Annotated in this window: 19 protein-coding genes and 1 tRNA gene; 13 read left to right on the top strand and 7 right to left on the bottom strand. The window is 72.0% G+C overall.

What is annotated here, in order from left to right:
• Window positions 1–318: 318 nt before the first annotated feature.
• The 5 genes from V6S67_RS11190 to V6S67_RS11170 all read left to right on the top strand — a co-directional run bounded on the left by V6S67_RS11190 (window position 319) and on the right by V6S67_RS11170 (window position 5,548).
• Entirely contained in the window at window positions 319–1,731 is a 1,413-nt protein-coding gene (locus V6S67_RS11190) for an aldehyde dehydrogenase family protein (protein WP_334210318.1), read from the top strand.
• Window positions 1,731–3,299 carry a PfkB family carbohydrate kinase gene (locus V6S67_RS11185; protein WP_334210317.1) on the top strand — a complete coding sequence of 523 codons (1,569 nt, stop codon included), beginning with the start codon at window positions 1,731–1,733 and terminating at the stop codon, window positions 3,297–3,299. Before V6S67_RS11190 ends, V6S67_RS11185 begins: the two co-directional genes overlap by 1 nt.
• Window positions 3,296–4,159 carry a glycosyltransferase family 2 protein gene (locus tag V6S67_RS11180; RefSeq protein ID WP_334210316.1) on the top strand — a complete coding sequence of 288 codons (864 nt, stop codon included), beginning with the start codon at window positions 3,296–3,298 and terminating at the stop codon, window positions 4,157–4,159. The genes V6S67_RS11185 and V6S67_RS11180 overlap by 4 nt, the downstream gene beginning before the upstream one ends.
• 57 nt (window positions 4,160–4,216) lie before the next feature.
• Complete coding sequence (locus V6S67_RS11175; protein WP_334210315.1) at window positions 4,217–4,405, top strand: DUF2795 domain-containing protein; 189 nt, start codon at window positions 4,217–4,219, stop codon at window positions 4,403–4,405.
• Between the two features lie 132 nt (window positions 4,406–4,537).
• Window positions 4,538–5,548, top strand: a complete 1,011-nt coding sequence (locus tag V6S67_RS11170; RefSeq protein WP_334210314.1) for a cation diffusion facilitator family transporter — start codon at window positions 4,538–4,540, stop codon at window positions 5,546–5,548.
• Between the two features lie 2 nt (window positions 5,549–5,550).
• Here the strand turns inward: V6S67_RS11170 and V6S67_RS11165 are convergent, their stop codons facing one another.
• The 4 genes from V6S67_RS11165 to V6S67_RS11150 form a co-directional block, all read right to left on the bottom strand.
• Window positions 5,551–6,006: a VOC family protein gene (locus V6S67_RS11165; protein ID WP_334211579.1), complete on the bottom strand. Its 456-nt coding sequence runs from the start codon at window positions 6,004–6,006 to the stop codon at window positions 5,551–5,553.
• 84 nt (window positions 6,007–6,090) lie between these two features.
• A complete protein-coding gene (locus V6S67_RS11160) occupies window positions 6,091–6,783 on the bottom strand; it encodes a hypothetical protein (protein ID WP_334210313.1) in 693 nt (230 codons plus the stop codon).
• Window positions 6,784–6,858: 75 nt separating this feature from the next.
• Window positions 6,859–6,931 (bottom strand) — tRNA-Lys (locus tag V6S67_RS11155).
• 209 nt (window positions 6,932–7,140) lie between these two features.
• The gene (locus V6S67_RS11150; RefSeq protein ID WP_334210312.1) at window positions 7,141–8,340 is read right to left on the bottom strand and encodes a PQQ-dependent sugar dehydrogenase; all 1,200 of its coding nucleotides are present in this window, start codon (window positions 8,338–8,340) and stop codon (window positions 7,141–7,143) included.
• A gap of 98 nt (window positions 8,341–8,438) precedes the next feature.
• On the opposite strand from V6S67_RS11150, the gene V6S67_RS11145 reads away from it, so the two are divergent.
• Window positions 8,439–9,401, top strand: a complete 963-nt coding sequence (locus V6S67_RS11145) for a 2-hydroxyacid dehydrogenase (RefSeq protein WP_334210311.1) — start codon at window positions 8,439–8,441, stop codon at window positions 9,399–9,401.
• A 27-nt stretch (window positions 9,402–9,428) separates the two neighbouring features.
• Here the strand turns inward: V6S67_RS11145 and V6S67_RS11140 are convergent, their stop codons facing one another.
• Window positions 9,429–9,935: a hypothetical protein gene (locus V6S67_RS11140; RefSeq protein ID WP_334210310.1), complete on the bottom strand. Its 507-nt coding sequence runs from the start codon at window positions 9,933–9,935 to the stop codon at window positions 9,429–9,431.
• 276 nt (window positions 9,936–10,211) lie between these two features.
• On the opposite strand from V6S67_RS11140, the gene ilvD reads away from it, so the two are divergent.
• From ilvD to metG, 7 genes are all read left to right on the top strand, one after another.
• Window positions 10,212–11,939 (top strand): dihydroxy-acid dehydratase, encoded by a 1,728-nt coding sequence (gene ilvD / locus V6S67_RS11135; protein WP_334210309.1) that lies wholly within the window; start codon window positions 10,212–10,214, stop codon window positions 11,937–11,939.
• Window positions 11,940–12,294: 355 nt separating this feature from the next.
• A complete protein-coding gene (locus V6S67_RS11130) occupies window positions 12,295–14,181 on the top strand; it encodes an acetolactate synthase large subunit (protein WP_334210308.1) in 1,887 nt (628 codons plus the stop codon).
• 2 nt (window positions 14,182–14,183) lie between these two features.
• Entirely contained in the window at window positions 14,184–14,702 is a 519-nt protein-coding gene (gene ilvN, locus V6S67_RS11125) for an acetolactate synthase small subunit (protein ID WP_334210307.1), read from the top strand.
• A 50-nt stretch (window positions 14,703–14,752) separates the two neighbouring features.
• Entirely contained in the window at window positions 14,753–15,778 is a 1,026-nt protein-coding gene (ilvC, locus tag V6S67_RS11120; RefSeq protein WP_334210306.1) for a ketol-acid reductoisomerase, read from the top strand.
• A 132-nt stretch (window positions 15,779–15,910) separates the two neighbouring features.
• The gene (gene serA, locus V6S67_RS11115; protein ID WP_334210305.1) at window positions 15,911–17,503 is read left to right on the top strand and encodes a phosphoglycerate dehydrogenase; all 1,593 of its coding nucleotides are present in this window, start codon (window positions 15,911–15,913) and stop codon (window positions 17,501–17,503) included.
• Window positions 17,504–17,529: 26 nt separating this feature from the next.
• The gene (locus V6S67_RS11110) at window positions 17,530–18,492 is read left to right on the top strand and encodes an acetamidase/formamidase family protein (protein ID WP_334210304.1); all 963 of its coding nucleotides are present in this window, start codon (window positions 17,530–17,532) and stop codon (window positions 18,490–18,492) included.
• Between the two features lie 57 nt (window positions 18,493–18,549).
• On the top strand, window positions 18,550–20,121 hold the full coding sequence (metG, locus tag V6S67_RS11105; RefSeq protein WP_334210303.1) for a methionine--tRNA ligase: 1,572 nt from the start codon (window positions 18,550–18,552) through the stop codon (window positions 20,119–20,121).
• A 25-nt stretch (window positions 20,122–20,146) separates the two neighbouring features.
• On the opposite strand, the gene V6S67_RS11100 is transcribed toward metG, so the two are convergent.
• On the bottom strand, window positions 20,147–20,686 hold the full coding sequence (locus V6S67_RS11100) for a hypothetical protein (RefSeq protein ID WP_334210302.1): 540 nt from the start codon (window positions 20,684–20,686) through the stop codon (window positions 20,147–20,149).
• Between the two features lie 133 nt (window positions 20,687–20,819).
• Window positions 20,820–23,384, bottom strand: a complete 2,565-nt coding sequence (locus tag V6S67_RS11095) for an ABC transporter permease (protein ID WP_334210301.1) — start codon at window positions 23,382–23,384, stop codon at window positions 20,820–20,822.

Below are 23,384 nucleotides of genomic sequence, written 5' to 3'. Positions count from 1 at the left end.
CGTCCGCCGAAATCCGCCGTCGTGTTCCCTCGCCCCGTCACGTGCTCCCCGTTCCTGTCGCTGATCGCGGTCCCTGCGCGGGCGCTCCCGCGGCACACCACCGGCAGGCGTGATCCGCGCTGTCAATGCCGCCACCGGGAGCAGGAGACCCGCTGCTCCTCCTCGTGCCACCATATGCTAAGCGTGCTGAGGACCGCACGGAGGTGGAGCAGAAAACGGCGGGGGCCGTGTGTGAAAGCACGGGAGGCGGGTACGGGACCAGTAGGCGTGCCGCGGGAGAACGCCGCGGCGGTACACGACACGACACCAAGGAGCGCAATGTCCATCAACTCCGAGGCACATCCCCTGCTCGACGTGCAGGACGAAGGCTCCCTCACCATCCTCGACCCGCGTGACGGGAGCGAGGTGGGCACGCTGCCCTCCGCGAACCGGGACCAGGTGGCGCTCGCCGTCTCCCTGGCGCGGACCGTGCAGCCCGAATGGGCGGCCACGAGCCCCGCCGACCGCGGCGCGGCCCTCAGGAGCGCTGCCGCGGCACTGCGCGCCGGTGCCCGCGAGCTCGCGGAACTCAACACGCGGGAGACCGGGAAGCCGTTCGGCGACGCGCTCGGCGGCGTCGAGGCAGGGATCGCCACGCTCGAGCAGTACGCGGAGCTCGGCCCCGTGCATCGCGGGCTCAGCCTGCGCGGAGCCGTCACCGCCACCGACTACACCGTCGCCGAGCCGCGCGGGGTCGCCGCCCTCCTGACGCCGTGGAACGATCCCGTGGCCGTGGCCGCCGGGCTCATCGGCGCCGCCCTCGTCACGGGCAACGCCGTCCTTCACAAGCCCAGCGAACGGTGCCCCCACGTGGGTGAGCTGCTCGGCCGCCTGCTGCAGCCGGCCTTCCCCGACGGCGTCCTCACCACCCTGACCGGCGGTGCGGGCGTGGGCCAGATGATCACCATGGAGACGGGCGTGGACGTCTTCGCGCACGTCGGCTCGAGCGCCACCGGGGAGCGCATCGCCCGGGCGGCCTCGCTCACCGGGGCGCACGTCATCCGGGAGAACGGCGGCAACGACCCCCTCATCGTCGACGCCGACGTCGACCCGGTGTGGGCCGCGGGCCAGGCGGCACTCGGCGCCTTCGCGAACAGCGGGCAGATCTGTACGTCCGTGGAACGCATCTACGTGCACCGGGCCATCGCCGAGCCCTTCCTCGCCGCCCTCACCGAGGAGGCACGGAACCGCAACACGAGCGGCGACTTCGCCCCGCTCGTGGACCGCCGCATGCGGGATCTCGTGGACGGGCAGGTGTCGGAGGCGCTCGGCCTCGGCGCGCAGTGCCTCGAGGGCGGGCACGTGCCCGACGGCCCGGGCGCCCACTACCCGGCCACCGTGCTCACCGGCTGCACCGACGCCATGACCGTCATGACCGAGGAGACCTTCGGCCCGGTCGCGCCCGTGACCGTCGTCGACAGCTTCGAGGCGGGCCTGCGCCTCGCCGCCGCCGGGCCGTACGGCCTCGCGGCCTCCGTGCTGACCGGGGGCATCGCCCATGCGCAGCAGGCCATCGCCGGACTGCCGGTCGGCACGGTCAAGGTCAACGCCGTCTTCGGCGGCGCGCCCGGCGGATCGGCACAGCCCCGCGGCATCAGCGGAGCGGGCTTCGGCTACGGTCCGGAGCTGCTCGACGAGTTCGCCCTCGTGAAGGTGGTCCACATCAGCTCCCCTCCGCAGCAGGGCCTGTGATGGACGACGCGCTGCAGGACCACCCCGGCCGGACGGGAGGCACCGTGCCCCGGGCCGACCACGCCGCCGATGATCTCGCGGAGGTCCGGGGGCTCGCCGCCTGGGTCCCCGCGGCCGTCGCCGACCGCGCGCCGGCCGTCACCGTGATCGGCGACGCCATGCTGGACGGCTGGTGGAGCGGCACCATCGAGCGCTTCTGCCGGGAGGCGCCGGCACCGGTGGTGGACATCACGCGGCGCGACTACGCCGCCGGCGGCGCGGCGAACACGGCGATGAACCTCGCGGCGCTCGGCGCGCACGTGCGCATGTGCGGCCTCATCGGCACCGACGACGCCGGGCGGCGGCTGCGCGGCATCCTCGAGGACGCAGGCGTGGACACCACCCACCTCCTGCAGGACCCCCGGGTCGGCACGACCACGAAGTACCGCATCCTCGGCGGCGACCAGGTCATGCTCCGCCTCGACGACACGCAGGACGGGCTCCCGGCGTCGGCGCTCACCGCGCTGGCCGCCACGGTCCAGGGGTCCGTCGCCGGCGCCGACGCCGTCGTCGTGTGCGACTACGGATCCGGGGCGCTCGGCGACGAGGTCCGCGCGGCGCTCGGCCGGGCGCTCGGTGCGGAACCGGGACCGCTCGTCGTCGTCGACGCCCACGACACCGCCGCCTGGTCGGAGCTCGCCCCGGACATCGTCACGCCCAACGCGCAGGAGGCCGCGCAGGTCCTCGACGTCCGCCTCGACCCGCGCTCCGACCGGGCCGCGACCGTCGCCGACCGCAGGGACGACCTCCTCGCGGCCACGAACGCCGCCGCCGTCGTGGTGACCCTCGACCGGGACGGCACCGTGCTGCTCGGGCAGGACGGCGAGGAACACCGCACCTGGGCGCGGCCTGCGACCGAGCGGCAGGCCTCCGGGGCGGGGGACACCTTCGTCGCGACCCTGACCGCCGCGCGCGCCGCGGGCCTGCCGCTCACCACGAGCCTCGACCTCGCGCAGGCCGCCGCGGACGTGGTGGTGCACCGCCCGGGCACCTCCGTGTGCACGACGGCGGACCTCACGGGCCACCTGCAGCAGGTCGCCGACACCGCGCTGACCACGCAGGAGCTCCTGCGGCGGGTCGAAGAGGACCGTGCCGCCGGCAAGCGCATCGTCCTGACCAACGGGTGCTTCGACGTGCTGCACCGCGGGCACACCCGCTCCCTGAACCAGGCCAAGCAGCTCGGCGACGTGCTGGTGGTCGCGCTCAACGACGACGCCGGGGTGCGCAGGCTCAAGGGCCCCGACCGGCCCATCAACCCGATCGCGGACCGGGCGGGCATCATCGCGTCCCTGAGCTGTGTGGACTACGTGACCGTGTTCACCACGGACACCCTCGTGCCGCTCATCGAGCTGCTGAGGCCCGACGTGTACGCCAAGGGCGGCGACTACACCGCGCAGATGCTCGAGGAGGCACCGGCCGTGGAGGCCTGCGGCGGGCGCGTCAGCATCCTCGACTACGTGCCGGAGCGCTCCACCGCGGCGGTCGTCCGCAGGATCCGGTCCGCCTCCGGAGGGGAGGGCGCTCCGTGACCCCGCGCTGGTCCGGCGAGTGGGCGCTCGACGCGCCGGCGGACGAGCCCGCCGTCGACGTGCTCATCCCGTCCTTCGGGCGTCCCGCGGAGCTCGCCGTGACGCTCGCGGGCCTCGCGGCGCAGGAGGGCGTGGCCTTCCGCGTCATCGTGAGCGACCAGACGGACGGCGACACGGCGTCGTGGGTGCAGCCCGCCGTCCGTGCGATGGTGCGGGTCCTCGAGGCCCAGGGCCGGCAGGTGCAGCTCGAGCGGCACCTGCCGCGGCGTGGCCTCGCCGAGCATCGGCACTACCTGCTGGGGCTGGCGCGGGCGCCGTTCGTCCTGTTCCTGGACAACGATGTCTGGCTGGAGCCCGGCTCGCTGGACCGCCTGTGCCGGGCGCTGCGGGAGGCGCGGTGCGGGTTCGTCGGCTCGGCCGTCCAGGGGCTGTCGTACCTCGGCGACCGCAGACCCCACGAACGGACCGGACTGGCGCTGTGGCCCGGGAACGAGGTGGTCCCGGAACGGATCCGCCCGGACACCGAGGGCTTCGCGCGCTGGCCGCTGCACAACGCCGCCAACCTGGCGCACGCCGCCGCCGATCTCGCCATCCAGCCCGGCAGCTGGCAGCTCTACCACGTCGCCTGGGTGGGCGGCTGCGTCCTGTTCGACCGGGAGGCCCTCGTGGAGTGCGGGGGCTTCGACTTCTGGGACCGCCTGCCGCCCGGGCACGCCGGCGAGGACGTCGCGGCCCAGTGGCGCGTGATGGAGCGGTACGGCGGGGCGGGCATCATCCCGTCCGGCGCCGTGCACCTCGAGGCACCCACCACGGTTACGGACCGTGACATAGACGCTGCCCGGGTGATCCTGGGCCAGTGACGGTGCTCCCGACGCGGGAGCACTTCAGGAGGACGAACCGACACGAAGGAGCACCACATGGCAGATCCGAGTCCGATCGACATCCAGAAGGCACTGGGCGGCATGGAGTACCCGGCCTCCAGGGAGGACCTCGTGCAGCACGCGAAGGACAAGGGCGCCGACGGCGCCGTCCTCGAGACGCTCGAGAACCTCCCCGACCGGGAGTTCGACTCGCCGACCGACGTGAACAAGGAAGCGTCGAAGTAGGTCGGAGCAGTCCGGAGCAGGTCGAAGGAGTACGGGGCGACGGGGGATGCGCCCGACCGCGCATCCCCCGTCGCCCGACCTCCCGGAAGGACGGCACGAGGCACGGCACGAGGGACGGCACGAGGGACGGCGATGAAGAACACGGCACTGCAGGCGGGGGACGGTACCCGCCCGGGGGCGGATGAGCGGCAGGAGTCATCGGGCGGCGAGAAACCCGTGACCGTGATCATCGCGTTCATCGCGAACCTCCTCGTCGCCGGCGCCAAGACGGTCGCGGCGCTGATCACCGGCTCCGCCTCGATGACGGCCGAGGCCGCCCACTCGTGGGCGGACACCGGCAACCAGATCTTCCTGCTCGTCGCCGAACGCAAGTCGCGGCGCCACCGCGACCGTTCGCACCCCATGGGGTACGGGCGTGAGGCGTACGTCTGGTCGATGTTCGCCGCCTTCGGGCTCTTCACCGCGGGCGCGGTGGTCTCCATCACGCACGGGATACAGCAACTGCTCGAGCCCGAGCCCGCAGGCGACTACGGCATCGCCTACGCCGTCCTCGCCATCGCCTTCGTCCTCGAGGGCATCTCGTTCACACAGGCCTTCCGGCAGGCGCGGAAGGCCGGGCAGGAGCGGGGCACCAGCACGCTGCGGAGCGTGTCGACGACCTCGAACCCCACCCTCCGCGCGGTCTTCGCGGAGGACGCGGCCGCCCTGCTCGGCCTGCTCATCGCCTTCCTCGGCATCCTGCTGCACCAGCTCACGGGCTCGCCCGCACCGGACGCCATCGGGTCCATCCTCGTGGGCGTGCTCCTCGGGGTGATCGCCGTGATCCTCATCGACCGCAACCGGCGGTTCCTCGTGGGGCAGGCGGTGTCACCCGCGCTGCTCGCATCGGTCGCCCAGCGCCTGGCGGCGCACGGGAGCATCGACCGCGTGACCTACCTGCACCTCGAGTACGTCGGACCGGAGCGCCTGTACCTCGTGGCCGCGGTCGACCTGGTGGGAGACCGGCCGGAGCACGACGTCGCCGTGGCCCTGCGCGCCGTCGAGCGCGACATCGAGGACCACGAGCGCATCGAGGAGGCCGTCCTCACGCTCTCCACGCCCGACGAGCCGACGCTGGACCTCGGAGCCCGGTCCCGGGACTGATCTCAGGCGATGCTCGACGCGCCCTCCTCGGCCTCCTGCCCGCGGGCGCCCGTCCCCGCGATGTTCACCATCCAGCTGACGCCGAAGCGGTCCACGCACATGCCGAAGCTGTCGCCCCAGGGCGACTCCGACAGGGGGAGGATCGCGCTGCCGCTGCCGGCGAGGGCGTCCCAGTACCCGCGGAGCTCGGTCTCGTCGTCACCGCTGATCGAGATGGAGTGCCCGGCCGGCGGCGTGTACTCCATGCTGTTGGGCGTGTCGGCCGCCATGATCACCTGACCGGACGGCGTGGTAAGCATCGAGTGCATGATCTTGTCCTGCTCGGCCGGGTCCTCGCTCATCTGGAACTCCCCGAACGTGCTGCTCTGCAGCTCCCCGCCGAACACGGAGCGGTAGAACTCCATCGCCTGCGCCGCATTGTCCTTGAAGGTGAGGTAGGTGTTGATCGTCGCTGCCATGATGTCCGCTTCCTGCCCGGTGGCCTGGGCCACGCCTGTCGATGACAGGAGCGATTATCGTCCAGGCAGGGCGTGCTGGGAAGGTCAGGGCCGGCGCTGGTCGATGGCGCCCGCGATCCTCTCCTCGAGGTCGGTGATCGTGGCATCCGGCAGGACGATCAGCCCGTCGAGTTCACGGCGCGCCCGCCGATACGCCGTCTGGCGCTCGGCGGCGGTCGCGGCGTCGTCGATCGCCACCGTGACGAGCTTCCGGGCCGTCTCCAGCCGCTGGCGCTCCTGCGGGGTGAAGCCGCTTGCCCGCACACGCCGGGCCTCCGTCTCGGCGACCTGGAACGCGACGTCGTAGGAGGTGACGGCCGACCGGTACTCCGCGAGGTCCTCGGCGGACACACCGGCGGGGTCCTCGGGCCGGAGGGAGTCGGCGACGCGCTTGGCACGCAGGAAGGCGACCGTCAGCGGTTCCCGCACATCCGTCATGGTGGGGTAGTCGATCAGCTTCGCCGCATCGAGCTCGTAGGACAGCCACTTGCGGTCCACCTCGTCATGCATGCGTGCGACGTGCTGGACGTCCCGCTCGCGCCCGAGGGCCTGCGGCGGTTCCGGCTGGGCGTGCGCGCCGTGCAGGGCGCCGGGATGCTTCAGGCGGTAGAGCTCGACCTTGCGGCGGTGGCGTCGCTCGGTCGCCTCGGACCAGGACCTGCCCCAGATCGCGAACACGCCGGAGAGGGGGAAGACGAGCCACCAGTAGCTGCCGGCGAAGGACAGGATTTCGTTCACGCGTCCATCGTAGGCCCGGACATGAACGAATCCCCGTCCTGCAGGCGGCGAGACCTGGAGAACGGGGATTCGAGGTGCACCCCCCGGGACTTGAACCCGGAACCCATTGATTAAGAGTCAATTGCTCTGCCAATTGAGCTAGAGGTGCCTGGCGTTTTCCTTCACGATTTCACTCGCTCCGGTCATCCGCAACAGCATGAAACTCTACCAGCAGTTCGGCCGAAACATGAAACCGGCGGCTCGGCCCCTCTCCCGCGCCGTGCTCCACGCCCGGTTCCCGCCCGGTTCCCGCCCGGTCCAAACCTTGTCGACGCCCTGTCCACGCCCTGTCGACGCCCTGTCGACGCCCGTCCGTCATCAGCCGGAGTCCCTGGCGATCCGCAGGATCCTCGCGCCACCCGACTCGTTCGTCGCCACGAGCAGCACCCCGCCCGGGCCGGCCGCCACGTCGCGCAGCCGGCCGAAATGCCCGTCGAAGTGCCCGGCGGGTTCACCGGCCGTGCCGCCGGCGAGCGGGACCTGCCAGAGCCGCCGGCCCCGCAGGCCGCCGATGTAGGCGACGTCGTCGACGATCGCCATGCCGCTGGGGGAGGACGCCGCAGTGGACGGCCACACCACCTGGGCGTCGGTGTACCGGGGATCGCCGGGTGCACCCGTGACATCCGGCCACCCGTAGTTCCCGCCGGGCACCACGAGGTTCAGTTCGTCGTCGACCTCCGGGCCGAACTCGGAGGCCCACAGCCGGCCGGCGGAGTCCCACGCGAGGCCCTGCACGTTGCGGTGGCCCAGGCTGTAGACCGGCGACCCGGGTGTCGGGTTGTCCCCGGGGATCCCGCCGTCCGCCGTGATCCGCAGGATCTTCCCGCCGAGATCCGCCGGGTCCTGCGCACGGTCCCGGACCCCGGCGTCCCCGGTGCCGACGTACAGGTGACCGTCCGGTCCGACGGCGATCCGCCCGCCGTTGTGGATCTCCGCCTTCGGGATGCCGGTCAGCACCGGCTCCGGCATCCCGAGCTGCCCGTCGGCCCATGGCAGGCGCACCACCCGGTTGTCCTCGGCCGAGGTGTAGTAGGCGTACACGGCGTCGGTCCCGCCGGCCCCCGGTCCCGTCCGGCTCACGGCCAGCCCGAGCAGGCCGCCCTCTCCCGATGCGGACGCGGCGTCGGGGATCCTGCCCACGACGCCCGTGGTCCCGTCGCCGATGCGCTCGATCTCGCCCGTCTCCCGATCGGACACGAGGAGGGAGCCGTCGTCCAGGACCACCACCGACCACGGCAGGCCGAGCCCGGTCGCCGCGTCCCCGCGGTGCACGAGGTCCGGGAGCTCGGCTGCGCCGCCAGGGGAAGCCGCGCCGTCAGGAGAGGCCGCGCCGTCAGGGGAGGTGGAGGCGGCGGCGGACACGGTGGTCCGCGAGCCAGGGGTCGCGGACGCCCCGGCGTACAGCGGGTCCGGTTCGGGCACCGCCGGGGAGCACCCGGGAACGGCGATCAGGATCGCGGCTGCCGGGGCGAGGGCCCGGGCGAGGAGGCGGGCGGGTCGCCGTCGGGCGGCTGCCATGGTCCGACCCTAGGACCGGGCGCGGGAGGTGTCCACCCCTCCGGCCCCCGAGGGCCGCGGGGAGAGCGGCGCCGCGCGGTTCCCTCTAGGCTGGCGCCATGACGAACCCTGCCGCCGCCCCGATCGTCCGGACCGTGAGCGTCCCCACCGCCGACCTGCGGGAGGCGCTCGCGGACGCGTCCCCGGCCGTCGACGTCGTGCTCTGGGACTTCACCGCCCCGCCCGAGGGCGTGGACCCGGCCACGCTCGACGCCGCCGTCCTTCCCTACACGGGCCGCGCCCACCTCGACGGCGCGCTCGACGCCGCCCCCAACCTCCGGCTCGTGCAGACGCAGTCCACGGGCTACGACGGCGTCGCGGACCTCGTGGGACCCGACGTCGCCATCGCCACGGCCGCGGGCGTCCACGCTGCCGCCACGGCCGAACTCGCCGTCGGGCTCGCCCTGGCCTCGCTGCGGGGCATCGACGACGCCGTGCGGCAGCAGGCGGAGGGCCGCTGGCACAGCGCCCGCTACCCGGGCCTCGCGGACCGGCGGGTGCTGCTCGTCGGCGTGGGCGGCATCGGGGAGGAGATCCGCCGGCGCCTTGCCACCTTCGAGGCGGACGTGACCCGCGTGGGCAGCTCCGCGCGCGACGACGGACTCGGGCACGTCCATGGTAGCGACGAGCTCGTCGACCTCGCCCCGCACCACGACGTCGTCGTCGTGATCACCCCGCTCACCGACGCCACCCGCGGGCTCATCGGCAGCGAGGTGCTCGCCGCGCTGCCCGACGGCGCCCTGGTGGTGAACGTCGCCCGGGGCGCCGTCGTCGACACCGACGCACTCACGCGGGAGGTCACCGCCGGCCGGCTGAAGGCGGCGCTCGACGTCGTGGACCCCGAGCCGCTCCCCGCGGACCACCCGCTGTGGCGGGCCCCCGGCGCCATCATCACACCCCACGTGGGAGGCAACACGGAGGCGTTCCCGCCGCGCATCCTCGCCCTGCTCCGGCGGCAGCTCGAGCGGCTCGGCGACGGCGAGGAGCCCGACAACCTCGTGCGGCGCGGCCCCTGGGCGTAGCCGGCGGCGGGGAGGACCGCGTGCCGGTCAGGACATCGCGATGAAGGCGTCCATGAAGGACGTGAAGTCCACGGCGTCCGCCTCCTGGGCGAGCCGCAGCGGCGTGCCCGGCCCGATGTCGAGGACGGGGGCCGGGGCCACGGCGAAGCGGAAGACCCGCCCGGTGCTCGTGCCCACCTCGTAGCTGCCGTCGTCGTCCCACTGGAGGGCGTGGGCGAGATTGGTCATGTTGACCTCCACGGGGACCCCGGTGCCCGTGATCGCCGCCAGATCCACCGGCGCGATCATGAGTTCGGCCGGTTTCCAGCGATAGCCGACCACGTAGGCCGTGGGGATACGGCGCGCATCGCGGGCTCCTCCGGACTCCCTGGCGTCCCTGGCGTCCCTGGCGTCCCTGGCGTGACCGTCGGCGAACACGAGGTTGTAGTCGCCGTAGTTCGGGATCTGCCCGTCGAAGACACGGCGCAGGGCGTTCTTCAGTCCCTGTCCGCCGTCGAGCGGCCTGCTGGAGTCGTGCGGCTCATCGGGAGTCATATCACGCCGTTGCGGTAGGAGAGGTAGGAGAGGTAGGAGACGTAGGAGGGAGGCAGGAAACGGTCGGTCCGGGTGCCCTGAGGTCCGCTCCGCCCGCGGTGCGGACGGGCGGCGGGACGGGAGATCGGCCCGTGAGACCCACACTGTACCGGAGCGTCCACCTCCGCACGAGGAGACCGCCGGCCCGGTCCATCGGGGGACAGCGGGCTTGCGCGGGCCTGTAACAGGGCGGTCATATGGCGAAACCGTCCTGTTACCCGGGCCTAGACTTCAGGCATGACCGTGGAAACAACGCCTGGAAAAACGTCGGGAACAACGCCGGACATCAAGCCGAGAAGCCGCGTCGTCACGGACGGCATCCATGCGGCGCCGTCCCGCGGGATGCTGCGTGCCGTGGGTATGGGTGACGACGACTTCGCCAAGCCGCAGGTCGGCGTGGCCAGTTCCTGGAACGAGATCACCCCCTGCAACCTGTCCCTGAACCGCCTGGCGGAGGGGGCCAAGGAGGGCGTGCGCGAGGCGGGAGGGTTCCCCATGCAGTTCGGCACGATCTCCGTGTCGGACGGCATCTCGATGGGCCACGAGGGCATGCACTTCTCGCTCGTCTCCCGTGAGGTGATCGCTGATTCGGTGGAGACCGTGATGCAGGCGGAACGCATCGACGGCTCCGTGCTCCTCGCCGGCTGCGACAAGTCCCTGCCGGGCATGCTCATGGCAGCCGCCCGGCTCGATCTCGCCTCCGTGTTCCTGTACGCGGGGACGATCATGCCGGGCTTCGCGAAGCTCGAGGACGGCACCGAGAAGGAGGTCACGCTCATCGACGCCTTCGAGGCCGTGGGCGCCTGTGCCGCCGGGAAGATGAGCCTGAAGGACCTCGACAGCATCGAACGCGCCGTCTGCCCCGGTGAGGGTGCCTGCGGCGGCATGTACACGGCGAACACCATGGCCTGCATCGGGGAGGCCCTCGGCATGTCGCTCCCCGGCTCCGCGGCCCCGCCGTCGGCCGACCGCCGCCGCGACCTGTACGCCCAGAAGTCCGGCGAGGCCGTCGTCAACCTGCTGCGCCTCGGCATCACGGCCCGCGACATCATGACGAAGAAGGCGTTCGAGAACGCCATCGCGGTCACCATGGCCTTCGGCGGCTCGACCAACGCCGTCCTCCACCTGCTGGCGATCGCCCGTGAGGCGGAGGTGGAGCTCACGCTCGACGACTTCACGCGCATCGGCGACCGCATCCCGCACCTCGGCGACCTGAAGCCCTTCGGCCGCTACGTCATGTTCGACGTCGACAAGGTGGGCGGCGTGCCGGTCATCATGAAGGCGCTGCTCGACGCCGGCCTGCTGCACGGCGACTGCCTGACGGTGACCGGCAAGACCCTCGCGGAGAACCTCGCGGAGATCGACCCGCCGGACCTCGACGGCAAGATCCTCCGCGCGCTCGACAACCCCATGCACAGGACCGGCGGCATCACCATCCTGCACGGCTCCCTCGCCCCCGAGGGTGCCGTGGTGAAGAGCGCCGGCTTCGACGCCGACATCTTCGAGGGCACCGCCCGCGTGTTCGAGCGCGAGCAGGGGGCGCTCGACGCCCTCGACGCGGGAGCGATCCACGCCGGCGACGTCGTCGTCATCCGCTACGAGGGGCCCAAGGGCGGCCCCGGCATGCGCGAGATGCTAGCCATCACCGGCGCCATCAAGGGTGCGGGTCTCGGCAAGGACGTGCTCCTGCTCACCGACGGCCGCTTCTCCGGCGGCACCACGGGCCTGTGCATCGGCCACGTGGCGCCGGAAGCGGTCGACGGCGGTCCCATCGCCTTCGTGCGCGACGGCGACCGGATCCGCGTCGACATCGCGGCGAAGAGCTTCGACCTCCTCGTCGACGAGGCCGAGCTCGAGCAGCGGAAGATCGGCTGGGAGCCGCTGCCCGCCCGCTACACCAAGGGCGTCCTGGCGAAATACGCGAAGCTCGTGCACTCCGCATCCCAGGGCGCGTACACGGGCTAGGGGCCCTTTCGCGCCGGGACGGGAACACTCCCGTCCCGGCGCGGAGCAATCGGGTTAATGTCCACTCACTGGACGGGGTGTCCACGATGTGAGATGGGACGGGGGTCGGTTGACACTCTTTCGCGGGGGCGTGGAAACTACAGGTATGCAGCTCGAACCCGTAGTCGTCGTCCTTATACAGCGCGTGGCCTGAAGCCCGTCCGTCGACGACTGCAGTCACGCGCAACCCCTCGCAGAGCCCGACCAGGCCGAGGGGTTTTTTTGTTGACATGACCTGTCGGCAGGGAAGCAGCGCAACGGAAATCCGCAGTTCAGCCTGCAGCAGTGCAGCGTACGTTCCAAAGGAAGTTCATCGATGTCCAAGGGATCGCCCATCAGCCCGGCGCTGTTGGCAGCAAGGCCAGCACCTCCTGCAGCACCCGCCCGTGAGGTCGTACCCGCCCGGGACACCCCGGCGAGCGCCGTCCGCGGACCCAACAACGTCGTCGCCCCCGTCCGGATGCTCGGTTCCGCGGCGATCGTGCGCTCCCTCGAGGAGCTCGGCGTCGACGACGTCTTCGGGCTCCCCGGCGGGGCGATCCTGCCCACGTACGATCCGCTCCTCGCCTCGACCCGGCTCCGCCACATCCTCGTGCGGCACGAGCAGGGCGCCGGCCACGCCGCCCAGGGGTACGCGATGGTGACGGGCCGGCCCGGTGTGTGCATCGTGACGTCCGGCCCCGGTGCCACCAACCTCGTGACCGCCATCGCGGACGCGCACATGGACTCGGTGCCCATGGTCGCCATCACGGGCCAGGTGTCCAGTGCCTTCATCGGTTCGGACGCCTTCCAGGAGGCGGACATCGTCGGGATCACCATGCCGATCACCAAGCACTCCTACCTCGTCACCGACGCCCAGGACATCCCGCGCGTGCTCGCCGAGGCGTTCCACATCGCCACCACGGGCCGTCCCGGCCCCGTGCTGGTCGACGTGGCGAAGGACGCCCAGCAGTCCTCCATGACGTTCTCCTGGCCGCCGAAGGTCGACATCCCCGGCTACCGGCCCGTGCTCCGCGGCCACGCGAAGCAGGTCCGCGAGGCCGCCCGGCTCATCAGCGGCTCGCAGCGCCCCGTCTTCTACGTGGGCGGCGGCGTCGTGAAGGGCCACGCCTCGGCGGAGCTGAAGGAGCTCGCCGAGCTCGTCGGCGCCCCCGTGGTGACCACGCTCATGGCCCGCGGCGTCTTCCCCGACTCGCACCGGCAGCACGTGGGCATGCCCGGCATGCACGGCTCCGTCTCCGCCGTGACGGCGCTGCAGCAGGCGGACCTCCTCATCACGCTCGGCGCCCGCTTCGACGACCGCGTCACCGGTGTGCTGTCCAGCTTCGCGCCGAACGCGAAGGTCATCCACGCCGACATCGACCCGGCGGAGATCTCCAAGAACCGCACCGCGGACGTGCCCATCGTCGGATCGGTGAAGGAGATCCTCCCGGAGCTGACCGCCGCGGTGCGCGACGCGTTCGAGGTACAGGAACGCCCCGACATCTCCGCCTGGTGGAAGACCATCGACCACCTGCGCGAGACCTACCCGGTGGGCTTCACCCAGCCCGAGGACGGCCTCTCGGCACCCCAGCAGGTCATCAAGCGGATCGGCGAACTGACCGGGCCGGAGGGCGTCTTCGTCTCCGGTGTGGGCCAGCACCAGATGTGGGCCGCGCAGTTCATCCAGTACGAGCGCCCGCACGCGTGGCTGAACTCCGGCGGCCTCGGCACCATGGGCTACTCGGTGCCCGCCGCGATGGGCGCCAAGGTGGGCGACCCCGACCGCGTGGTCTGGGCGATCGACGGCGACGGCTGCTTCCAGATGACCAACCAGGAACTCGCGACCTGCGTGATCAACAACATCCCCATCAAGGTCGCGGTCATCAACAACTCCTCGCTCGGCATGGTGCGGCAGTGGCAGACCCTGTTCTACGAGGGCCGCTACTCCAACACCGACCTCAACACGGGGCACGACACCGTCCGCGTGCCGGACTTCGTGAAGCTCGCCGACGCGTACGGCTGCGTGGGCCTGCGCTGCGAGCGCGACGAGGACATCGACGCGACCATCGAGCAGGCACTGGCCATCAACGACCGCCCCGTGGTCATCGACTTCGTGGTGAGCCGGGACTCCATGGTGTGGCCGATGGTGCCCTCGGGCGTCAGCAACGACCTCATCCAGATCGCCCGGAACATGACCCCGACGTGGGAGCAGGAGGACTGACCATGGCACGACACACACTCTCCGTGCTCGTCGAGGACGTACCCGGCGTCCTGACCCGCGTGGCCAGCCTCTTCGCCCGGCGCGCGTTCAACATCAACTCCCTCGCCGTCGGCCCCACCGAGGTCCCGGGCATGTCCCGCATCACGGTCGTCGTCGAGGCCGAGGGCGACCTGCTCGAGCAGGTGACCAAGCAGCTCAACAAGCTCATCAACGTGCTCAAGATCGTCGAACTGACCACGGAGCAGTCGGTGCAGCGCGACCACATGCTCATCAAGGTACGGGCCGACGCCGCCACGCGCCTCCAGGTGACCCAGGCGGCCGACCTGTTCCGCGCATCCGTGGTCGACGTGGCGATCGACTCGCTGATCATCGAGGCCACGGGCACCCCCGAGAAGCTCTCGGCGCTCCTGTCCGTCCTCGAGCCGTTCGGCATCCGCGAGATCGTGCAGTCCGGCACGCTCGCGATCGGCCGCGGCGCGAAGTCGATGAGCGGCTCGAGCCAGGCCCTGCGCAGCGCCTGAGCGCACCCCGAACCCCCATTCCAGCACCGCCCACACAAGGAGAAACACCCGTGACCGAGATGTTCTACGACGACGACGCCGATCTGTCCATCATCCAGGGCCGCACCGTGGCCGTGATCGGCTACGGCAGCCAGGGCCACGCCCACGCCCTCAGCCTGCGGGACTCCGGCGTCGACGTGCGCGTCGGCCTGAAGGAAGGATCGGCGTCGCGCGCCAAGGCCGAGGCCGAGGGGCTCCGGGTCCTGTCCGTCGCCGACGCCACCGCCGAGGCCGACCTCATCATGGTGCTCACCCCCGACCAGGTGCAGCGCCACGTGTACAAGGACGACATCGCACCGAACCTGCAGGCCGGCGACGCCCTGTTCTTCGGGCACGGCTTCAACATCCGCTTCGGCTACATCCAGCCGCCGTCCGACGTCGACGTCGCCCTCGTGGCGCCGAAGGGCCCCGGGCACATCGTGCGCCGCGAGTTCGAGGCGGGCCGCGGCGTCCCCGACCTCATCGCCGTCGAGCAGGACGCCTCCGGCAAGGCCCGCGACCTCGCGCTGTCCTACGCGAAGGCCATCGGCGGCACCCGCGCGGGCGTCATCGAGACGACCTTCACCGAGGAGACCGAGACCGACCTGTTCGGCGAGCAGGCCGTGCTGTGCGGCGGCGCGTCGCAGCTCGTCCAGTACGGCTTCGAGACGCTGACCGAGGCGGGCTACAAGCCCGAGGTCGCGTACTTCGAGGTGCTGCACGAACTCAAGCTCATCGTCGACCTCATGGTCGAGGGCGGCATCGCCAAGCAGCGCTGGAGCGTCTCCGACACCGCCGAGTACGGCGACTACGTCTCCGGCCCCCGCGTCATCACCCCCGAGGTGAAGGAGAACATGAAGGCCGTCCTCGCGGACATCCAGAGCGGTGCCTTCGCCCAGCGCTTCATCGACGACCAGGACGCCGGAGCACCCGAGTTCGCCGCCCTGCGCAAGAAGGGCGAGGACCACCCGATCGAGAGCACGGGCCGCGAGCTCCGCAAGCTCTTCTCGTGGATCAAGACGAGCGACGACTACACCGAGGGCTCCGTCGCCCGCTAGCGTCCCTCCCGGCAGGGTACCCGCCCGACGCTCGACGACGAGCGGGTGCCCTGCCGGACGTGTGTCCGGTGCCGGTCCGCCCGGACCAGGACCGTGCTCCGATCCCGCCCCTCCCGCCCCGAAGGAATCCCCGTGACCACCAAGCCCGTCGTGCTCCTCGCCGAGGAACTCTCACCCGCCACCGTCGAGGCCCTCGGACCCGACTTCGAGATCCGCAGCACCGACGGCGCCGACCGCGAGCAGCTCCTCGGAGCCCTCGCCGACGTCGATGCCGTCCTCGTCCGCTCGGCCACCCGCATGGACGAGGAGGCCATCCGCGCCGCCCCGAGGCTGAAGGTCATCGCGCGCGCCGGCGTGGGGCTCGACAACGTCGACATCAAGGCCGCCACCCAGGCCGGCGTGATGGTTGTGAATGCTCCGACGTCGAACATCATCTCCGCCGCCGAGCTCACCGTCGGCCACATCCTGAGCCTGGCGCGCAACATCCCGCAGGCCAGCGCGGCCCTGAAGGCGGGGGAGTGGAAGCGCTCGAAGTACGCGGGCACGGAGCTCTACGAGAAGAACATCGGCATCATCGGCCTCGGCCGCATCGGAGCGCTCGTCGCCGCGCGGCTGCAGGGCTTCGGCACGCAGATCCTCGCCTACGACCCGTACGTCACCTCCGCGCGGGCCGCCCAGCTCAACGTGCGGCTCGTGTCCCTCGAGGAACTCCTGCGCGAGTCGGACTTCGTGACCATCCACATGCCGAAGACCCCCGAGACCGTGGGCATGCTCGGCGCCGAGGCCTTCGCCCTCATGAAGGACACCGCGTACGTGGTCAACGTGGCGCGCGGCGGCCTCGTGGACGAGGAGGCCCTGCAGGCCGCCCTCGAGCAGGGACGGATCGCCGGAGCCGGCGTGGACGTCTTCGTGGCGGAGCCGAGCACCGACCTGCCGTTCTTCGCGCACGACAGCGTGGTGGTGACCCCGCACCTCGGGGCGTCCACGGCCGAGGCCCAGGAGAAGGCCGGCATCTCCGTGGCGAAGTCGGTCCGGCTCGCCCTGGCCGGCGAGCTCGTGCCCGACGCCGTCAACGTGGCCGGCGGCGTCATCGATCCGGCCGTCCGCCCGGGCATCCCGCTGATGGAGAAGCTGGGCCGCATCTTCACCGCGCTCACCCACGCATCGCTCACCCAGATCGACATCGAGGTGGCGGGGGAGATCGCCGCCCTCGACGTCAAGGCGCTCGAGCTCGCCGCGCTGAAGGGCGTCTTCACGGACGTCGTCTCGGAGCAGGTCTCCTACGTCAACGCCCCCGTGCTCGCCCAGCAGCGCGGCATCACCTCGCGGCTGATCACCACCCCCGAGTCCGAGGAGTACCGCAACGTGCTCCGGCTCCGCGGCGCGCTGTCGGACGGCTCGCAGATCTCCGTCGCCGGGACCCTCACGGGACCGAAGCAGGTGGAGAAGCTCGTGGGCGTCAACGGCTACGAACTGGAGATCCCCATCAGCGACCACCTCCTGGTGCTGCTCTACACCGACCGCCCCGGCGTGATCGGCGCGCTCGGCCGGCTGCTCGGCGAACGGGACATCAACATCGCGGGCATGCAGGTGTCGCGGAACACGGAGGGCGGCCAGGCGCTGTCCCTGCTCACCGTGGACAGCTCCGTCCCGCAGGACGTCCTCGACGCGATCCGCGCCGAGATCGGCGCCACCGTGGCCCGCGAAGTGGATCTGCAGGACTGACGGCCGGTACCGGACACGGAGCCCTGATGGCCACGCACCCCACCCAGCCCACCACCCAGCCCACCACCCACCGGTTGCCCGCCGTCCGGGCGACGGCCACCCAGGTCCTCTCCCGGGACACCGCGCCCGTGCTGCGCGTGGCTCCCGGGGACCGCGTGATCGTCGAGTCCCTCGACGCGCGCGGGCACCTCGAACGCCAGCCGACGCCGGGAGCGGTGACGCCCTACCGGTTCCCGGACCGGCAGGGCCATGCGCTCACCGGTCCGATCGAGGTGGCCGGGGCCCAGCCCGGCGACGTGCTCGCGGTCCGCTTCGAGTCCCTCGAGCCCGCCGACTGGGGCTGGACCGCGGCCGCGCGGCCCGACGACGCGTTCGCCCGCCGGCTCGGCCTCGAGGGCTCCGACCCCGCCTGGCTGCTGTGGGACCTGGACGCCGGGGCGCGGACGGGCACGAACCAGTACGGGCACGTGGTGCGGCTCGCGCCGTTCCTCGGCGTGGTCGGCCTGCCTCCCGCGGAACCGGGCGAGCATTCGACGACGCCCCCGCGCCCGGCCGGCGGCGGCAACATCGACTGCCGCGAACTCACGGCCGGTTCCACGCTCTTCCTGCCGGTCACCGTGCCCGGCGCGCTGCTCCATCTCGGCGACGGCCACGCGGCGCAGGGCGACGGCGAGGTGGGTGGCACGGCGATCGAGTGCGGCATGACGACGACGATCACCGTCGACCTCCTCCGGGACGCACCGCTGGACACCATCCACGCGCTCACCCCGACCGCGCGGATCACCTTCGGTTTCGACGCCGACCTGAACCGGGCCACGGCGGACGCCCTCGGGGCCATGCTCACCTGGATGCAGCAGCTGCACGGGCTGGAGCGGACGGCCGCGCTGGCCCTCGCCGGGTCCGTCGTCGACCTGCGGGTCACGCAGATCGCGAACCGGACCTGGGGCGTGCACGCCGTGCTGGGGCTGGACGCCGTCGGACGGTCCTGAGCGCCTCCGCGTCTTCGCACTTGGGCGAATCCGCGTGGACCGGGGTAATTTCATAGGGTGACCTCCGCAGACGCAAAGCCCTCGTTCTACATCACCACAGCCATCTCCTACCCGAACGGCGAGCCGCACATCGGGCACGCCTACGAGACGATCGCCGTCGACGCCATGGCGCGCTTCAAGCGCCTCGACGGTTTCGACGTTATGTACCTCACCGGCACGGACGAGCACGGCCTGAAGATGCAGCAGGCAGCGGACAGGGAGGGCATCCCGGTCCGCGAGCTCGCCACCCGGAACGCCCTGGCCTTCCGGGAGATGAACGACGTCGTGGGCACCTCCTACGACCGCTTCATCCGGACCACCGACGAGGACCACTACGCCGCCGCCACCGAGATCTGGAAGCGCATGGAGGCGAACGGCGACATCTACCTCGACAAGTACGCCGGCTGGTACTCCGTGCGCGACGAGGCGTTCTGGGGCGAGGACGAGACCGAGGTCCGTGAGGACGGCGTGCGCTACGCGAAGGAGACCGACACCGAGGTCACCTGGACCGAGGAGGAGAGCTACTTCTTCCGGCTCTCCGCCTACCAGCAGAGGCTGCTGGACCTCTACGAGGCGCAGCCCGAGTTCGGCGCGCCGCAGCCCCGGTTCAACGAGGTCATCTCGTTCGTGCGGCGCGGGCTCGAGGACCTCTCCATCAGCCGCACGACGTTCGACTGGGGCGTCCCCGTGCCGGGTGACCCGAAGCACGTGATGTACGTGTGGGTGGACGCGCTCACCAACTACCTCACGGGCGTCGGCTTCCCCGACACCGGGTCCGAACGGTTCCGCAGGTTCTGGCCCGCGGACGTGCACGTGATCGGCAAGGACATCTCCCGCTTCCACGCCATCTACTGGCCCGCCTTCCTGCTGTCCGCGGGACTCGAGGTGCCCCGGCGCGTCATGATCCACGGGTTCCTGCACAACAGGGGCATAAAGATGTCCAAGTCGCTCGGCAACACCGTGGCCCCGGCGGACTGGGTGGAACAGTACGGCCTGGACCAGGTGCGCTTCTTCCTCCTGCGGGAGGTCCCCTTCGGCGCCGACGGCTCCTACAGCCACGAGGCGGTCGTGGGACGCATGAATGCCGACCTCGCCAACAACTTCGGCAACCTCGCCCAGCGCTCGCTGTCGATGGTCGCCAAGAACTGCGGCGGCGCCGTGCCGCAGCCGGGGGAGTTCGCCCCGGCGGACCACCGGATCCTCGACCAGGCCCACGCCCTGCTGGAGCTGACCCGCGCGGCCTTCGACCGGCAGGAGTTCTCGCGCGCGCTGGAGGCCGTCTGGGCGGTGCTCGGTGACACGAACGCCTACTTCGCCGACCAGCAGCCGTGGGTCCTCCGGAAGACGGACACCGAGCGCATGAACACCGTCCTCTACGTGACGCTCGAGGTGCTGCGGGTGGTGGCGGTGCTCGCCCAGCCCGTCATGCCGACCGGCGCCGGGCAGATCCTCACGGCGCTCGGCCAGGGCACGGCGGACGACGACGAGCGCCGCCTGTTCAGCGCGCTGGACGGACGGATCGAGCCCGGCACGGCGCTGCCCGCGCCGTCGCCGGTGTTCCCGAAGTACGAGGAGCCGGCCGCCGGCTAGGCGGGCCCGGCTCCGCCGGACCGCGTCAGGAGCGCAGGAAGCGCGCCGGGGCGGTCTGGCGCATGATCCGCGCCACGGTGTCCTGCTGACGCCTGGACGCGTCCAGCAGCTGCACGAGCGCCGACCGGTCGAGGACGGCGTCGCCCGTGGCGGCCGGCGCCTCGGGCCCGAGGGCGAGGAGCGTCGACCACAGTGCCTCCTTGCCCTTGAGCAGGGACTGCAGGGCCTCGAGCTCCAGCTGTGCTCCCGCGGTCGCCTTGCGGCGCCGGGGGTTCAGGGGATCGAACTCGGCCACCACGGACAGGGCGCGCGCGGCCGCCATCTTCACGACCCCCGGCCGGTGGCCCAGCGACCTGATCAGCCGCTTGAGGAAGGCGCGCTCCTGGCCGATCTCCTGCCGCAGGCGCTCGAACTCCTCCTCGTACGGGGTCCCGGCCCAGGAGACGCGAGCCGCCTTGAACAGCCGGACCCCGTTCGTGGCACCCACCAGATGCAGGTCGAGGTAGGGCAGCAGGGTGTCCAGGTCCAGCCGGCTCAGGGGGATGCCGTCCGTGACGCGCGTCATGACCTGTCCTTCCGTCGAATTGTCCAGCACATCACCCTACGGCAGCGCGGTGCGGCAGCGGTAGCGGCACGGCGGGCATCTCGCAGCTGCCCGCCGCCCGCCCGATCTGCTAGTCCGCGGTGTCCTGCTCCCCTCAGTCGGCCGCGAGTCCGGCCACGGGGGAGAGCCGCGCCGCCCGGCGGGCCGGGAGCACGGAGGCCAGGAGCCCCGCGGCGACGGCCACCAGGAGGACGGCGCCGATCTGCCCCACGGGCACCGCAGGGACGACGGGGGTGATGCCGCCCAGGGCGGACTGTGCGCCCAGCCAGCCGTAGAGGATGCCCAGCGCCGACCCGAGCAGGGCCGCCACGCCGGCGACGAGCACGGCCTCGACGGCGAGCATCCCGCGCAGCTGTGCCCGGGTGAGGCCGAGCGCGCGGAGCAGCGAGTTCTCGCGGCGCCGTTCCAGCACGGAGAGCGACAGCGTGTTGGCCACCCCGATGAGCGCGATGAGCACGGCCACCGCGAGCAGGGCCGTCACGATCAGCAGCATCACATCGATGATCTCGTTGTAGGCCACCCGCTCGAGCGCGGGCCCGGTGACGTTGTACTCGGAGATGCCCGTGGCGGCCACGATCCGGGACTGCACCTCGGCGACGCCCTCTGCGTCCAGCCCGTCGGCGAGCTTGAGCCAGAAGGTGGAACCCACCGCGGCGGCGAAGGCGTCCGTGTCCGCAGCAGGGACCGACGGATCCGTACCGGCCGGTTTGCCCAGGTAGGTCTGCAGTGCCTCCGGGGGCGTGCCGCCGAGCCGCTCCGCCGTCGCCCGGGTGATCAGGGGCTGGAAGAACACGGCGTCCGTCGCGGTGACGGGGAGGGTGGCGGGTCCGTTCCCGCCGTCGAGGGTCACCTCGGACTGCTCCCAGGTCTGTGGCGCGAGGACCATGCCGTCCCGCAACTGCGCCCTCTCGGAGCGCAGCACCCCGGCGATCCCGTCCGCGTCCGCCGTGTACACGAGCTGGGTGCCGTCGTCCGCGCCGGTGAGGAGCACGGGGGTGAGCTCGACGGCGGTGCGCACGCCGTCGACCGCCAGCAGCGTGGGCACGTCCACGCGGGACGATGCCGGGCCGCCTGCGGCGCCGGCGGTACCGGCAACCCTCACCTCGAGGTCGACGGCGTAGTTCTCGTCGAGCTCGCGGTCGAAGGACGTGCGCGCGGTCTGCGCGCCCACCATCATCATGGTCACGAGGGTCACGCCGACCAGCAGGGCCGCCGAGGACGCCGTGGTCCGGGCGGGGTTGCGGACGGCGTTGACCGCCGCGAGCCTGCCCGGTACGCCGAGGGGACGGGCGAGCCGCCCGACCGCCGCGACGCTCGCCGGGATGAACAGCGGTGCGAGGAGCACGACGCCGAGGAAGGAGACCGCTCCGCCCAGGACGGCCGGGCCGATCGCCGCGGTGACGGCGCCGAGGACGAGGAGTGCGCCGCCGAGGACGAGGGCCGCGAGGCCTGCCGCGAGCCGGATCCTCCCGCCCCTGCCGGCGGTGTGCACGGGCTCGGCGGGACGGAGAGCGGCCAGCGGAGCCACACGGGTGGCGGCACGCGCCGGGACGAGGGCGGCGAGGAGGGTCATCAGCACGCCCACGGCGACGCCGATGAGGATCGACGACGGGGGGACGGCCAGGACGGCGAAGGAGCCGAAGTCGGTCCCGCGGGCGAGGCCGACGAGCGCGGCCATGACGCCGACGGCGAGCAGGACGCCGAGGACGGCGCCCGTCAGCCCGACGATCGCGGCCTCGACGAGGACCGAGCTCCGGATCTGGCGTCGCTCGGCGCCGATGCAGCGCAGCAGGGCGAGCTCCCGGGTCCGCTGGGCGACCAGGACGGAGAAGGTGTTCGCGATGACGAGCCCGGCGACGAGGACGGCCACGGCGGCGAAGGCGAGCAGGATCCCGGTGAGCGTGTCGTTGCCGTTCGAGAGCTGGGCGACGTCGGCGAGCGTCTGCTCGGACGCCGTACGGACGGTGAGCCCGGGCTCGTCCAGGGCCGCCGTGACGGCGGCCTGCACCGCCGCGGTGTCGGCCTCGGGTGCCAGGGCGAGCTGCACGTTGCGGACGGCGGGCTCCCCGCCGGTCAGTTCGCGGATCACCGGGACGGACGCGATGACCTGCACCGCACCCGAGAGGCCGGGGTCGGTGCTGGGCGCGGTGAGGCCCGTGACCGTCAGGGCTCCACCCAGGGCGGCAGGAGCTGGATCGGCCCCGTCACCGAGGGCCACGGTGTCCCCGGGCGAGACAGCGAGGCGAGCGGCGGACGTCTCGTCCAGCGCCACCTCGTTCGGGGCGCCCGGATAGGAGCCGCTCGTCACCTCCGCGTTCCGCAGGTCCGCCGGAGCGCTGGTGGTGAAGGCGGCGAGGGAGGTCTGCGAGCCCGAGGCGAGCTGGCCGTAGGCGCGCTCGAGGCCGTAGGCGGTGGCCACGTCCGGGAGGGCTGCGAGCCGGTCGACGACGTCGGCGGGGACATCGGCGCCGTCCTGCCCCGTGACCACGAGGTCGGCCGTGGCGTAGGCGGCACCGATGCTCCGGCCGAGGCTCGCGGTGGTGGTCGCGCCGACCATGAGGGTGGCGGAGAGGAAGGCGACGCCGAGCATCACGGCGAGGCCGACGGCGAGGAAGCGGCGGGCGTGGACCCGCACCTGCGCGAGCGCTATCTGCAGCAC

This window comes from Arthrobacter sp. Soc17.1.1.1, from assembly GCF_036867195.1.
Taxonomy (GTDB): Bacteria; Actinomycetota; Actinomycetes; order Actinomycetales; family Micrococcaceae; genus Arthrobacter_D.
This window is presented reverse-complemented; position numbering and strand designations above follow the sequence as displayed.